The organism is Erwinia sp. AnSW2-5, from assembly GCF_045107195.1.
Classification (GTDB): domain Bacteria; phylum Pseudomonadota; class Gammaproteobacteria; order Enterobacterales; family Enterobacteriaceae; genus Erwinia.
This window is the reverse complement of record NZ_JBJGXA010000001.1, coordinates 269236-283300: the sequence shown is the minus strand read 5'-3', so window position 1 is coordinate 283300 and position 14065 is coordinate 269236. Positions and strand designations below refer to the sequence as shown.

Annotated in this window: 11 protein-coding genes; 2 read left to right on the top strand and 9 right to left on the bottom strand. The window is 55.5% G+C overall.

The features are described from left to right. Positions 1 to 38 precede the first annotated feature (38 nt). The 4 genes from glgC to asd all read right to left on the bottom strand — a co-directional run bounded on the left by glgC (position 39) and on the right by asd (position 7076). Positions 39 to 1325: a glucose-1-phosphate adenylyltransferase gene (glgC, locus tag ACFL9S_RS01225; RefSeq protein ID WP_405259833.1), complete on the bottom strand. Its 1287-nt coding sequence runs from the start codon at positions 1323 to 1325 to the stop codon at positions 39 to 41. A 12-nt stretch (positions 1326 to 1337) separates the two neighbouring features. After that, positions 1338 to 3314, bottom strand: coding sequence for a glycogen debranching protein GlgX (gene glgX, locus ACFL9S_RS01220; RefSeq protein ID WP_405259831.1), 1977 nt, complete (start codon positions 3312 to 3314; stop codon positions 1338 to 1340). Continuing rightward, positions 3311 to 5497 carry a 1,4-alpha-glucan branching enzyme gene (gene glgB / locus ACFL9S_RS01215; RefSeq protein ID WP_405259829.1) on the bottom strand — a complete coding sequence of 729 codons (2187 nt, stop codon included), beginning with the start codon at positions 5495 to 5497 and terminating at the stop codon, positions 3311 to 3313. The genes glgX and glgB overlap by 4 nt, the downstream gene beginning before the upstream one ends. 469 nt (positions 5498 to 5966) lie before the next feature. Further along, positions 5967 to 7076, bottom strand: a complete 1110-nt coding sequence (asd, locus tag ACFL9S_RS01210; RefSeq protein ID WP_405259948.1) for an aspartate-semialdehyde dehydrogenase — start codon at positions 7074 to 7076, stop codon at positions 5967 to 5969. 278 nt (positions 7077 to 7354) lie between these two features. Here asd and ACFL9S_RS01205 point away from each other — a divergent pair, with 278 nt between their 5' ends. Further along, positions 7355 to 7948: a YhgN family NAAT transporter gene (locus ACFL9S_RS01205; protein WP_405259827.1), complete on the top strand. Its 594-nt coding sequence runs from the start codon at positions 7355 to 7357 to the stop codon at positions 7946 to 7948. A gap of 48 nt (positions 7949 to 7996) precedes the next feature. On the opposite strand, the gene gntU is transcribed toward ACFL9S_RS01205, so the two are convergent. The 4 genes from gntU to ACFL9S_RS01185 all read right to left on the bottom strand — a co-directional run bounded on the left by gntU (position 7997) and on the right by ACFL9S_RS01185 (position 11886). After that, positions 7997 to 9337: a gluconate transporter gene (gene gntU / locus ACFL9S_RS01200; protein WP_405259826.1), complete on the bottom strand. Its 1341-nt coding sequence runs from the start codon at positions 9335 to 9337 to the stop codon at positions 7997 to 7999. A 6-nt stretch (positions 9338 to 9343) separates the two neighbouring features. Then, a complete protein-coding gene (gene gntK / locus ACFL9S_RS01195; protein ID WP_405259825.1) occupies positions 9344 to 9883 on the bottom strand; it encodes a gluconokinase in 540 nt (179 codons plus the stop codon). A gap of 206 nt (positions 9884 to 10089) precedes the next feature. After that, positions 10090 to 11085: a gluconate operon transcriptional repressor GntR gene (gene gntR / locus ACFL9S_RS01190; protein WP_405259823.1), complete on the bottom strand. Its 996-nt coding sequence runs from the start codon at positions 11083 to 11085 to the stop codon at positions 10090 to 10092. A 105-nt stretch (positions 11086 to 11190) separates the two neighbouring features. Further along, on the bottom strand, positions 11191 to 11886 hold the full coding sequence (locus ACFL9S_RS01185) for a pirin family protein (protein WP_405259822.1): 696 nt from the start codon (positions 11884 to 11886) through the stop codon (positions 11191 to 11193). A gap of 363 nt (positions 11887 to 12249) precedes the next feature. Between ACFL9S_RS01185 and ACFL9S_RS01180 the strand changes: the two genes are divergently transcribed. After that, positions 12250 to 12744: a GNAT family N-acetyltransferase gene (locus ACFL9S_RS01180; RefSeq protein WP_405259821.1), complete on the top strand. Its 495-nt coding sequence runs from the start codon at positions 12250 to 12252 to the stop codon at positions 12742 to 12744. A 31-nt stretch (positions 12745 to 12775) separates the two neighbouring features. On the opposite strand, the gene ACFL9S_RS01175 is transcribed toward ACFL9S_RS01180, so the two are convergent. Then, entirely contained in the window at positions 12776 to 13957 is a 1182-nt protein-coding gene (locus ACFL9S_RS01175; RefSeq protein WP_405259819.1) for an aspartyl protease family protein, read from the bottom strand. Positions 13958 to 14065 lie beyond the last annotated feature (108 nt).

Genomic DNA, 14065 nt, shown 5'->3' with positions numbered 1-14065 from the left:
TGAAGAGACAACTTCAATTATCTTGGATAACTTTTGTGCTAACACCAGCCAAGCTTCGCCAGCATGGTCCTGGTGACAAGAACGATCCCTTCTTCCGATCGGTGGAAACGCCGGGCATCATCATCCGGGTTTTCGCCAATCACCGTTCCTTCTGGCAGTACGCAGGCACGGTCTATCACACAACGTCGCAGACGGCAGGAACGTCCCACCTCCACATCCGGCAGTAATACCGACGACTCAATATTGCAGAAGGAGTTAATCCGAACACGGGAGAACAGCACCGAGTTCACCACCACTGAACCAGAGATAATGCAGCCCCCTGACACCAGCGAATTCATTGTCATCCCGTGGCTACCGGAGCGGTCCTGCACAAACTTCGCAGGCGGTAGCGGTTCCATATGGGTACGGATAGGCCAGGTACTGTCATACATATCCAGTTCCGGCATCACCGAAGCGAGGTCAAGATTGGCTTTCCAGTAGGCCTCCAGCGTGCCGACATCGCGCCAGTAAGGTTCTGCTGTCGCATCATGCTGCACGCAGGAGAGACTGAACGAGTGGGCCAGCGCTTCACCGCTGGCGACAATTTTCGGCAGCAAATCTTTACCGAAATCATGGCTCGACTCCGGTAACGCCTGATCGACTTCCAGCAGGCCGTAGAGATATTCGGCATCAAACACATAGATGCCCATGCTGGCTAACGCCCGGCTGCTGTCGCCCGGCATGGAGGGTGGGTTCTCAGGTTTCTCAAGGAACTCCACCACCTTGTTGTCGTCATCCACCTTCATCACACCGAAGGAACTGGCCTCCTCCAGCGGCACCGGCAGGCAGGCAATGGTGCAGCGCGCGCCGTTTTCCACGTGATCAATCAGCATGCGCGAGTAGTCCATCTTGTAGATGTGGTCCCCGGCGAGGATCACGATGTACTGGGCACGGTAACGACGGATGATATCGAGGTTCTGTGTTACCGCATCGGCGGTGCCGCGATACCAGTGGTCGGTGGAGAGGCGCTGCTGCGCGGGCAACAGATCGACAAACTCGTTCATCTCTTCATTGAGGAAGGACCAGCCGCGCTGGATGTGCTGGACCAACGTGTGCGACTGATACTGGGTGATCACCGCAATCCGTCGTATGCCAGAGTTGAGGCAGTTGGACAGCGCAAAATCGATAATGCGAAACTTTCCGCCGAAGTGGACGGCAGGTTTAGCACGCTTGGCGGTCAGGTCTTTCAGACGCGTACCGCGGCCACCCGCAAGGATCAGCGCAACAGTTTGTGTAGGGAGTTGCCTTGCCAGCATTACAGGGTCGTTCTTATCTAATTTGACCATGTCTGATTCCTATTATGATTGTTCCTGGAACACGCATACACCTTGGGCGGCTCCATGCCAGACCGTTGAGAGGATCGGGTTATCATCCCCGGCGAAGGGCGGAATGGCATGCCATTTCCCTTCAGGTAACACCAGGTCATACACTTCTTCGGTGGCGTTGATCGTCAGTAGCCAGTGCTGTGAAAGCCTGACCTGCAAACGGTGCGCCCCCTGCTCCCACTGCGCGGTGGTCAACGGCTGCCCCTGGTCGTTCAGCCACTCCACATTGCCATCACCGTCCTGCCACCAGCGGTCCTGCTGCAACGCCGGAATATGGCGGCGCAGATGGATCAGTGCGGCGGTGAAAGCAAACAGTCCGCGATCGTGCTGCTGCCAGTTGAACCATGTCAGCGGATTGTCCTGGCAGTAAGCATTATTGTTGCCGTGCTGGCTGTGTCCGTGTTCATCCCCGGCCAGTAGCATCGGCGTCCCCTGGGCCAGCAGCAGCGTCGCCAGCAGGGCATGCACGCTACGACGGCGGTGTTCCATAATCAGCAACGGCGCCTGCAATCCTTCCACACCGTGGTTATGGCTGAAGTTATTGCTGCTGCCATCGCGGTTATCTTCGCCGTTCGCTTCGTTATGTTTATGTTCATAGCTGACCACATCACGCAGGGTAAAACCGTCGTGGGCGGTGATCAGATTGATACTGCTGGAAGGCCGTCGGCCGCCACGGTCAAAGACATCGCTCGACCCGGCAAAACGCCGCGCAAAGTCGCCGTTAGACAGCTCACCGTGCAACCAGTAGCGCCGCGTGGCATCACGGAAGTGGTCGTTCCATTCGGCGAAGGGAGGAGGAAAATTCCCCACCTGATAACCGCCGGGGCCGATATCCCAGGGTTCGGCAATCAGCTTGCAGCCCGACAGCACGGGATCGGCCGCAATCGCCTGAAACAGTGGCGCATCCTGACGATAGTCCGGCGTGCGCCCCAGCACGGTGGCCAGGTCAAAGCGAAAACCATCAACATGGCACTCTTCCACCCAATAGCGCAGACAGTCGAGCATCCACGCCATCACCTGCGGATGACTGAGATTCTGCGTGTTGCCGCAACCGGTCCAGTTCTGATACTCCCCCTGCCCGTCCAGCCAGTAGTAGCTCTGATTATCAATGCCGCGCATCGACAACGTGGGACCGCTCTCCTCCAGTTCCGCGGTGTGGTTAAACACCACGTCAAGGATCACCTCAATGCCCGCCTGATGCAGTGCTTTAACAGCCAGCTGGAACTCCTGACGCGGGTGCTGGCCTGAGGCGTAACGGGCTTCCAATGCGTAACACGCCAGCGGGTTGTAGCCCCAGTAATTACTCAATCCCATGCGCAGTAAACGTGGTTCACTGGCGAAGCAGGCCACCGGCAACAGCTCCAGGCTGGTGATCCCCAGACGCTGGAAGTAGTTGATCATTACCGGATGCCCCAACGCCGCGTAGGTGCCGCGTATCGCTTCCGGGATATCGGGATGCAGCTTTGTCAGGCCCCGCACATGGGCCTCATAAATCACGGTGCTGCCCCAGGGCACGCACGGTGGCGCATCCTCGTCCCAGTCGAAATCACCGGCCAGCACGACACCTTTCGGTGCCAGCGGCCCGCTATCAAGGGGATCGGGCTGCTTAACCCCGCACTGGAAGCAGGGATCGTCCGTCACTTCACCCAGCACTTCGCGCGCACAGGGATCGAGTAACAGCTTCGCCGGATTAAAACGCTGCCCCTGCTGCGGCTGCCACGGGCCATGCACACGGTAACCATAACGCTGGCCCGGCTTACACGCGGGCAGATAACCGTGCCAGATGTCGCCACTCCGTGCAGGAAGATCCACGCGCGTCTCCGTACCACTGGCATCAAACAGGCACAGCTCCACGCGTTCAGCATGCTGCGAGAACAGAGTGAAGTTCACCCCTTTGCCGTCATAGTGAGCACCGCGCGGTGCCGGAAGTCCCTCACGAAGTGGCGTCATTCCACCTCCCGCACCAGCCAAATCGTTGACAGCGCGGGCAACGTCAGGCTAAGAGAGTGGCTGCGTCCGTGGCTACCCCAGTCGTCGGTACGGATGGTTCCGAGGTTACCGTTATTGCCGCCGTGATAGTGGCCGGAGTCCGTGTTCAATACTTCGCGCCAGCGCCCGGCCCCCGACACGCCAAAGCGGTAACCGTAACGCGGCACCGGAGTAAAGTTACTGGCGACGATCAGCTCATTACCGTTGCGGTCGCGGCGTACAAAGACAAACACCGAGTTATCGAAGTCATCCACCACCAGCCATTCAAACCCGGCCGGGTCGAAATCCAGCTGATGCAGCGGCGTCTGTGCCTGGTAGGTATGATTCAGGTCACGCACCAGGCGCTGCACGCCGTGATGCCAGTTGTCTTCCCCTTCCAGCAGATGCCAGTCCAGGCTGGTATCGTGGTTCCACTCTTTGCCCTGAGCAAACTCATTGCCCATAAACAGCAGCTTTTTACCCGGGAAGCCAAACATCCAGCCGTAATAGGCACGCAGGTTGGCGAACTTCTGCCAGGCATCACCCGGCATGCGGTCGAGAATCGACTTCTTGCCGTGAACCACTTCATCGTGGGAAAGCGGCAGCACAAAGTTTTCGGTGTAGTTGTAGAGCATGCCGAACGTCATGAGATTGTGATGGTGACGGCGGTAGATCGGGTCAAGCTTCATGTAGTCGAGGGTGTCGTGCATCCAGCCGAGGTTCCATTTAAACCAGAAGCCCAGGCCGCCCATTTCTGGCGGTCGCGACACGCCATCAAAGTCCGTTGACTCCTCCGCCACGGTAATCGAACCAGGGGCCGCATGGCCCAACGTCCGGTTGGTGTAACGCAGGAAAGAAATCGCTTCGAAATTCTCACGTCCGCCGACGTGATTCGGCACCCATTCACCTTCGGCGCGGCTGTAATCGCGGTAAATCATCGATGCCACCGCATCGACCCGCAGGCCATCAATGCCGAAACGCTCTATCCAGTACAGCGCATTCCCCGCCAGATAATTACTCACCTCACGGCGACCAAAGTTATAAATCAGCGTGTTCCAGTCCTGGTGAAAGCCTTCACGCGGGTCACCGTGTTCATACAGTTCCGTACCGTCAAACCTGGCCAGACCAAAATCATCCGATGGAAAGTGGCCGGGAACCCAGTCCAGCAGCACATTCAGCCCGGCATTGTGGGCGGCAGTGATAAAGGCGCGGAAATCGTCGCGGGTGCCGAAACGGCGCGTCGGGGCATACATCCCCAGCGGTTGATAACCCCAGCTTCCGTCGAAAGGATGCTCATTGATCGGCAGCAGCTCCAGATGGGTAAAGCCCATCTCTTTGGCATAAGGCACCAGCTGTTCTGCCAGCTCTTTGTAACTCAGCCAGAAATGGTTATCGGTGTGGCGGCGCCAGGAGCCGAGATGAACTTCATAAATCGAAATCGGTGCATCGAAACCGTTGGCGCGCTGGCGCTCCGGTGACAGCGCAGTTTTCTCTGGAATGCCGCAAATCATGGAGGCCGTTTGTGGGCGCATCTGCGCCTCAAAGGCATAAGGATCGGCTTTCAGCCGCAACTGTCCCTGATGGTCGATAATCTCAAACTTGTAGAGCTGCCCCTGCGTCGCGCCTGGGATAAACAACTCCCAGATACCAATTTCACGCCGCAGGCGCATCGGATGCCTGCGACCATCCCAGAAGTTGAATTCACCCACCACCGAGATACGCTGGGCGTTGGGTGCCCAGACGGCAAAGCGGGTGCCAATCACACCGTCAATCACATCGCCGTGCGCACCGAGGGTTTCATAAGGACGCAGATGGGTCCCTTCCGCCAGCAGCCAGCTGTCCATTTCCGGCAGCAGTGGACCAAAGCGGTAAGCATCGTCGATTAAATTTTGCTGGCCGTGCCAGGTGACGGCCAGTTGATAGCGAAACGGGGTTTTACGTTTGGGGATTACCCCCTGAAAAAAACCGCGAGAATCCAGGCACACCAGTTGCACACATTTTTTGCCCGTACTGGTTTCAATCACCCAGACTTCGCTGGCGTCCGGCAACAGAGCACGCACCTCAAGACCCTTATCAGTCTTGTGCATGCCCAGTAAAGAAAAGGGGTCAGCAAAGTGACCAGAGACTAAAGCGTTAATGACACGACGATCCATAAGCTCTGACATGATTTTCTTCCCGTGATGATCGGCAGTCGACTGGCTGAGTCCCAGACTCGGGTATTGCCAATGCACTGCTCTATCATTGAGCCCAAAACACACTGACCGACGAGGTGACCATCACTGGATAAAAACCGCCGCAGCGTGCAATAAAATGACGAAGTGAAAAAGAATAATGTTTTAGGGATATAGTGGTTTTTTAAGCATAGCCAGGGGAGAACAATAGCCATGGATTAATGCGTAAAAAAATTTCTTTCAGATCAAAGTTTATTTCTTTAACGGCGTGAGACAGGAACGTCAGACCCTTCTTAGGCCTGCCAGGGTTCAAGCCCCGGACAAGGGGAAGGCGCTGAAATCTGGCGCGGAGAATCGCCAGTTAGTACAAAGGAAGGTACACGTAATAACAGTGACAAATATTGATGCAAATCGAAATAGGGTGACATCCCCCCTGCCAACAACAGAGGGGAAAATGCCGGAATTAGCCCACCAGAAGACGCAACATACGACGCAGCGGTTCTGCCGCGCCCCACAGCAGCTGGTCGCCGACGGTAAAGGCTGAAAGATAATCCGGCCCCATGTTCAGCTTACGCAGGCGCCCTACCGGAGTGTTCAGCGTGCCGGTAACGGCAGCAGGCGTCAGTTCACGCATAGATATCTCGCGGTCGTTCGGCACCACTTTCACCCACTCGTTGTGCGCAGCCAGCATCTGTTCGATTTCTGCCAGCGGCACATCTTTTTTCAGCTTCAGGGTAAATGCCTGGCTGTGGCAGCGTAGTGCGCCTACGCGCACGCACAGACCGTCAACCGGGATGACGTTGCTGGTGCGCAGGATTTTGTTGGTTTCCGCCTGGCCTTTCCACTCTTCGCGCGTCTGGCCGTTATCCAGCTGTTTGTCGATCCACGGGATCAGGCTACCTGCCAGCGGTACGCCGAAGTTATCGGTTGGCAGCACTCCAGTCCGGCTCAGCTCGGTGACTTTACGCTCGATGTCGAGGATGGCAGAAGCCGGGTCCTGCAACTCTTTCGCCACGTGGTTGTGCAGCATGCCCATCTGGGTCAGCAGTTCACGCATATGGCGCGCGCCGCCGCCGGAAGCCGCCTGATAGGTCGCGACGGATGCCCACTCCACCAGATTGTTTTCAAACAAGCCGCCCAGTGACATCAGCATCAGGCTCACGGTGCAGTTACCGCCAACGAAGGTTTTAATTCCGTTGTTCAGGCCGTCGTGGATCACCTTGTGGTTGACCGGGTCGAGAATAATGATCGCATCATCTTTCATACGCAGCGTTGATGCTGCGTCAATCCAGTAGCCATTCCAGCCCGCTGCGCGCAGCTTAGGATAGATATCGCTGGTGTAGTCGCCGCCCTGGCAGGTGATGATAATATCCAGCGCTTTCAGCGCTTCAATATCAAACGCATCCTGCAACGTGCCGGCAGACTGACCGCCGAAGGCTGGCGCCGCCTGACCGTGCTGAGACGTTGAAAAGAATACCGGGCGAATCACATCAAAATCGCGCTCTTCGCTCATGCGCTGCATCAGCACCGATCCCACCATCCCACGCCAACCTACTAAACCAACTGTCTTCATCATTACCTTTATCCCGGGCTACCTTACTTGCCATTTTCGCCCCCGGCAGTGCTCGCAGTCCTCACGTACTTCACGTACGCTGCGGGTGCTGTGCGCTGGCGGTGACGAAACTGGCTGCGACGATAACGCCCTTAATTCAGTTAAACTTAGAAAAATATCCTGTCGTCAAATCTACAAGTTGCAGCAAAAGTGGCAAGTGAATTAAATCGATTAGAGGTTTTTTTTTAGCAGCTCTGCTTATAAGAGGCGAACATTGATTAATAAAGAGAACAACAACGATGACTGAAATGATCTCGGCCACGATATTATTGTTGCTGATAATGGATCCGTTGGGCAATTTGCCGATTTTTATGTCGGTTTTGAAGCATCTGGAGCCGAAACGTCGACGGATGGTGCTCATTCGCGAAATGCTGATTGCGCTACTGATCATGCTGCTGTTTCTGTTCGCGGGCGAAAAAATTCTCGCGTTCCTCAATCTGCGCACTGAAACGGTGTCGATCTCCGGCGGTATTATTCTGTTCCTGATCGCCATTAAGATGATTTTCCCTTCGCAGGAGAGCAGCAGTAGCGGGCTGTCGGCCGGTGAAGAGCCGTTCCTGGTGCCGCTGGCGATCCCGCTGGTGGCCGGGCCATCTCTGCTGGCAACGCTGATGCTGCTGTCGCACCAGTACCCCGATAATATGGGCCATCTGGTCGGCGCACTGCTGATTGCCTGGGGGCTGACGGTAGTGATTTTGCTGCTATCCGGGCTGTTTTTACGCCTGCTGGGAGATAAAGGGGTCAATGCGCTGGAAAGGCTGATGGGCTTGATTCTGATTATGCTGGCGACGCAGATGTTCCTGGATGGGATACGCATTTATCTGAAGCTGTGACGGTGATAGCGGGCGGACCGAAAAAGAGGGTCCGCCCCTACAGGAACATTACGACAATAATTCGAATGCAATCATACCGATAATCGCCCCGACGGTGCCGAGAATGGTTTCCATCAGCGTCCAGGTCTTCAGCGTCTGCGCTTCGGTTGCGCCGGTAAAGCGGCCAAACAACCAGAAACCGGCATCGTTAACGTGGCTACAGATAATCGAGCCGCCAGCAATACAGATCGACAGCGCCGCCATCTGAGCGCCGGAATAATGCAGTGGTTCAATCACCGGCATAATCAGGCCCACCGCCGTTAAACAGGCCACCGTTGCCGATCCCTGAATAATACGCACCGCCCCAGCCAGCACGAAGCAAGCCAACGCCACCGGTAAACCGGCCCCGGTCAGCGCGTTACCCAGCGCCGGACCCACACCGGAATCCACCAGCACCTGTTTGAACACGCCGCCAGCACCAATCACCAGCAGAATAATCCCCGCAGGCTGTAACGCCGCACCGCAGATCTCCATCACGCGCTCTTTATCCATGCCCTGACGGTACGCCAGACCATAAATCGCCACCAGGCAGGCCAGCAGGATCGCGGTAAACGGATGGCCGATAAACTCCAGCCACTCGTACAGCGTTGAACCGGGTGTCGTAAAGCGTGCGCCAACGGTTTTCAGCCCGACCAGCAGCAGGGGAAACAGGATCAGTGACAGACTGAAGCCAAACGAGGGCAGCTTGCTCTCATCAAATTCAGGATGATCGCCTTCCGCCGGAACACCAAAAGTCACATGCTGGCTAATGAAACGGCCAAACAGCGGCCCGGCGATCAGCATCCCCGGAATGGCAGCACACAGACCCAGCAGGATCATCCAGCCGAAATCAGCATGCATCTGCGAAGCCAGCAGCATCGGTGCAGGCCCAGGCAGCAGGAACGCAGCCGCTGCGGCCACCCCAGCGAACAACGGGATCACCAGCTTCACCAGGTTGTCGCCGGTACGGCGCGCAACGGCAAAGGCAATGCTGATTAACAACACCACGGCCACCTCAAAGAACAGCGGCAGGGCACAAATCAGCCCGGCAATCCCCATCGCATAATGGGCGCGGCTTTCACCAAAGGTTTTCAGCATACGGATAGCGATCTGATCGACCGCGCCGGTTTCATGCAGGATTTTGCCAAACATCGCGCCCAGCGCGACCACGATGGCGAGGAAACCGAGCGTACCGCCCATGCCCTTTTCCATCGTGGTGGCAATTTTATCCAGCGGCATCCCGGAGAACAGACCCGCGCCGATGGACACTAACATCAGCGCCACAAAGGCATGCATCCTTGCCTTCATCACTAAAAACAGCAGCAGCAAAACCGAGCCTGCTGCCGTTAACACCAGTGTTGCAGTACTCATTACACCCTACTTATTTTTTTCTGTCGCACCGTCAATGGTTTTGAGCGTTGCCGCAACAACTTCATCAAGTGACTGATTAATATCGACGACCAGCACATCATCTTCATCGCTGCCCGGCTCTTCCAGCGTGGCAAATTGCGTCACCAGCATCTGAGGTTTAAAAAAGTGCCCCTTGCGCGCGCGCAGACGCGACTCGATGGTATCGAAGTCACCCTTCAGATAGACGAAAGAGAGGTTGCTGTTACCCTTGCGCAGAATATCGCGATAACTTTTTTTCAGCGCCGAGCAGACAATCAACGACACATTGTTGGTGCGCTGCATAGCGAATGCCGCATCGTTGATCGACTCCAGCCACGGACGACGATCGTCATCATTCAGCGGATGACCTTCAGACATTTTTTCAATGTTGGCGCGCGGGTGCAGGAAATCACCATCAAGGAAGGCGGCCTTCAATTGATGCGCAACGGCATTGGCAACGGCAGATTTTCCGCTTCCCGATACCCCCATCAGTACGAAGACGTGATTAGGCGATGAATGAGTGGTCATTGTTATGGCTCCGGCAGAGAGGTAGCAGATATGTTGGGTTATTTGTTATCGGTAACATTGTCTGGATGTGCAGTGAGTATGGCAACAGCCACGGCGGAAAAAGCTGCTAAATGTGAGGAAGTTCAAAAAAATGACAGATTCAGACGGAGAGAGGCACAAAGGGGTAATCGATTAATGTCGTAGGGGTCGGGCATGCCCGACCCTGTTTAAATACTGCCACCGGCTAAAATCGTAAAGCCAACATCCACGGGTGCCGCATTCACCTCTTCACCGCGAATACGCGCCAGCAGCAGCGCCGCAGATTCGTGCCCCATGCGCTCACGCGGCGTCAGCACCGTGGCCAGCGGCGGGTTAACCACCTGGGCAATATCATGGCCGTGGAAACCGGCAATCGCCATCTGTTGCGGCACCTGCAACCCCTGACGCTGACACTCAAACATCGCACCGACCGCCAGGTCGTCATTGGTACAAAACAGGCTGTCGGTTTGCGGATAGCGCTTCTGCGCTTCACACATCAGCATCGCTCCGGCGGAAAACGACGATGCCGCTTCCATCATCACGCAGCGAGGCTCCAGCCCGGCTTCCTGCATCGCCAGGCGATAGCCCTGCTCTTTCTGCAGGGTACGTTCATCCAGGCGTGCGCCAAGATACACCGTATGACGATGGCCTTTTTGCAAAATGGCATGGGTCATCTGGCGCGCGGCCTCGACGTTATCAAACCCGACCGCCATATCGAGGCACGGCGAGATGCAGTCCATCATCTCAATCACCGGGATACCGGCGGTTTCAATCATGCGCAGGCTGGCGGCAGTATGGGTGCGTTCGGTGAGGATCAGGCCATCAATGTTCCAGCCCAGCAGCGAGCGTAACTGCAATTCTTCTTTTTCAGCGCTGTAACCGAAGTGGCCAAGCAGCGTCTGATAGCCTGCGGCATCGGTCACCGCTTCAATGCCGCGTAATACATCGGCAAAAACCTGGTTGGTCAGCGAGGGAAGCAGCACGCCAATCGCCCGACTGGTGGCATTAGAGAGCATATCGGGGGCGCGATTAGGGATATAGCCCAGCTCATCCAGCGCGGCCGCGATCTTGCCCTGCAACGCGGCAGAAACCTGATCGGGATGACGCAGATAGCGGCTAACGGTCATTTTAGTGATGCCTACGCGATCGGCAACATCCTGTAGTACCGGTCTTTTTTTCTTCATCTGGCTTCAACGGATAGGAACGAATGGAGCTGAGTGTAACAAAGATGGGGATAAAAAAGAGAAAGGGTGCGGCAAACCGCACCCAAAATGTGACAGGGAGAACACTTAGACCGGCGGCAGGTCGAACAGCAGGATTTCGGCATCGCTGCTGGCAACAATCGCCAGGGATTTTTCATCCCAGATAGCGAACGCGTCAGACGTGGTTGCCGCTTCGCCATTGACGGTAACATCCCCCTTCACCACCTGGATCCAGATGCGGCGGCCGTCTTCAACATCCACGCTACCCTTCTCATCCGCCTTCAACGCCCAGCGCGACAGCGTCATATCCTGGAACACCTTTAGCGAACCCTCACGGGCATCCGGTGACAGTACCAGCTGGCGGCCCTGCACGTCGTCGAAACGGCGCTGTGCATAACGTGGCTCAATACCGGTTTTTTCCGGGATGATCCAGATCTGATACAGATGCAGCGGGACGTCTTTGCTGGCGTTGTACTCAGAGTGACGAACGCCGGTACCGGCGCTCATAATCTGGAATTCACCCGCCGGGATCTGCTCTTTGTTGCCCATGCTGTCCTGGTGTTCCACCGTACCGGACAACACATAAGTCAGGATTTCCATATCTTTATGGGGATGAGTACCAAATCCCTGACCGCCATCAATCACATCTTCGTTAATCACTCTCAGTGCCGAGAAGCCCATAAAATTGGCATCGTAGTAATCGGCGAAAGAGAAAGTGTGGTAACTGTCCAGCCAGCCATGATTAGCATGACCACGATCTTGTGCTTTGCGTAAGTAAATCATATTCAATTCTCCTCAACGTTTTGACACAGTCTGTACCTGTCACGCTGTGGATGATAGCGGAGAAAATTGTCTTCTCTGTTCAAAATATTCGATATACAAATCAATTAACAAACAGGGAAATTGTTGGAAAGAAATAAATAACAGGCAAAAAAAAGCCAGCACCCGAGCTGGCTAAGAAATACTGAAGCAATGTGAGCAATGTCGTGCCTTCTCAATCTGTGCCAGAGGCATTCCTGAAAACGCATGGCAATAATAATCATTATCATTCGCACTTGTAAAGTATTTCCTGATTATTTTTTGCTTGATATAGCGATAAAAAACCCTGATTTTAAAGGGGATTCTACACACTAAGGAGAGGAAGAAATGAGTGAGATTGTTGTGCGACATGTGCTTGCCGAGGACGCAACGGCTATTCATCAGCTGTACAGTCAGCCGGAAACCTATGCCGATACACTACAGCTCCCCCATCCCTCGCTAACAAAGTGGCAGGAACGCATCGCTTCGGTGCCAGATGGCATGCAGATGCTGGTCGCCTGCCTGGATGGCGAAGTGGCAGGCCAGGCCACGCTGGAAGTCAACAGTCGCGCCCGCCGCCGTCATACCGCCACCTTTGGTCTCGGGGTCGATATCCGCTATCGCGGTCAGGGCGTGGCGAAGGCGATGATGCGTACCATCGTCGATCTCTGTGATAACTGGCTGAACGTTGAGCGCATCGAACTCACCGTCTTTGCCGACAACCCTGCCGCTATCGCACTGTATGAGCAGTTTGGTTTTGAAACGGAAGGTCGCGCCCGACGCTATGCGGTCCGTAATGGTCAGCAGGTTGATGCGCTCTATATGGCGCGTTTCCGGCCATAACCGCCCCTGGGAGCGCCCTTCCTCTGCATCATCAAATCCTGATCGTTTTCATTTTACCGCGGCGCTCAACCTTGAGCGTCAGCTGTCCTGCTGGCGTATCTGCCAGCGCAATACGGAGGTAATGAATGCCTTCAGGCTGGACCTTACTGCCGTTAACTTCCACCAGCACGTCACCGTTTTGCAGGCCAAAGCGGGTAAGTGCAGCAGGGGAATTAGAAAATAACTCAACCCGGTGCGCGTAATAACGAACGGCCAGGATACGTTGTGGTGCAGGTTCATCGCGCGTAAAGCCCTGCTCCCGGTAACAAAAAAGCATTTTTTTCGGTAAGAAGAGATAGCTGTCGAAGCGCGCCAGAAAGTTCATCCCTAAGCCATATGCCCCCTGCTTATTCTCACGCGTCAGCAGCTTGCCCAACGGCATCTGGTTAAAGCTTAAGCCTGTCAGTGAGTAGCCATCACTGACCTTCTGGCCGGTTAACCCCAGAACCGGCTGATTAATGCCTGTCAGCACCGCACTTTCAGGGCGCTCACGGCTCACTTTAATCAGGTCATTACCGATGTAACTGTAATCCACGCCCGTATCGACCGTCATATTCACCAGCCGGTTGTGGTAGTCCAGCACCAATTCAGGCCCGGAATCATAAGCATCGCGGTAGGGAACACACGCAGGATAATTCAGCGTGGCGGGCGCTTGCTGCCAGACGGTCAGCTGCTTCTGCTGATTATCAACCTGCCACACAAACTGGCGGAAAATATCCTGTCCTAAAATCCCGTCAATTTTCACGCCGGTCATCTCGGTAAACACGCTGAGATCCACACCCAACCAGGGGGCAGTGGCGGGTAACACACTTTCTCCGATGGCTATCGCCATCGGCTGCCAAAGCAGGAGAGCATCATGAGGCAGCGGCCCCGCCGACGTCCGGATCCCCGCCGCCAGTATCGCCCGCTGCAACACCGGAACCTGATTAGCGGGCAGACGCTGCGTCAACTCACTCGCCAGCGCATTATCAATCATCAGCGTACTGACGCCCGTATCCAGCAGAAAATGATACTGCCTGCCGCTGATGCTCACCGGCACAATCAGCACATCGGGCCGAACGGAGACGGTTAACAACGGCTGCGGGGCAGAGAAAGGAACAGGGTCAGCCTGGGCCGACAATGACCCGGCAAACAACACGGTGCAATACGAGATGATCAGTGCAGAGTACTTCATAACCGTCCTTGTGATGGATGCCCCACGTTACTTTCAGGAATACGCATGACGCTTAACACCCCCAAAACTTACGCTTAAAACAGGATAAAACGAGACTTATGCGTGCTA

Bases quoted from the DNA above. Each gene is read 5' to 3' on its own strand.
- glgC (WP_405259833.1), bottom strand. From the start codon at position 1,325: ATGGTCAAATTAGATAAGAACGACCCTGTAATGCTGGCAAGGCAACTC.
- glgX (WP_405259831.1), bottom strand. From the start codon at position 3,314: ATGACGCCACTTCGTGAGGGACTTCCGGCACCGCGCGGTGCTCACTAT.
- glgB (WP_405259829.1), bottom strand. From the start codon at position 5,497: ATGTCAGAGCTTATGGATCGTCGTGTCATTAACGCTTTAGTCTCTGGT.
- asd (WP_405259948.1), bottom strand. From the start codon at position 7,076: ATGAAGACAGTTGGTTTAGTAGGTTGGCGTGGGATGGTGGGATCGGTG.
- ACFL9S_RS01205 (WP_405259827.1), top strand. From the start codon at position 7,355: ATGACTGAAATGATCTCGGCCACGATATTATTGTTGCTGATAATGGAT.
- gntU (WP_405259826.1), bottom strand. From the start codon at position 9,337: ATGAGTACTGCAACACTGGTGTTAACGGCAGCAGGCTCGGTTTTGCTG.
- gntK (WP_405259825.1), bottom strand. From the start codon at position 9,883: ATGACCACTCATTCATCGCCTAATCACGTCTTCGTACTGATGGGGGTA.
- gntR (WP_405259823.1), bottom strand. From the start codon at position 11,085: ATGAAGAAAAAAAGACCGGTACTACAGGATGTTGCCGATCGCGTAGGC.
- ACFL9S_RS01185 (WP_405259822.1), bottom strand. From the start codon at position 11,886: ATGATTTACTTACGCAAAGCACAAGATCGTGGTCATGCTAATCATGGC.
- ACFL9S_RS01180 (WP_405259821.1), top strand. From the start codon at position 12,250: ATGAGTGAGATTGTTGTGCGACATGTGCTTGCCGAGGACGCAACGGCT.
- ACFL9S_RS01175 (WP_405259819.1), bottom strand. From the start codon at position 13,957: ATGAAGTACTCTGCACTGATCATCTCGTATTGCACCGTGTTGTTTGCC.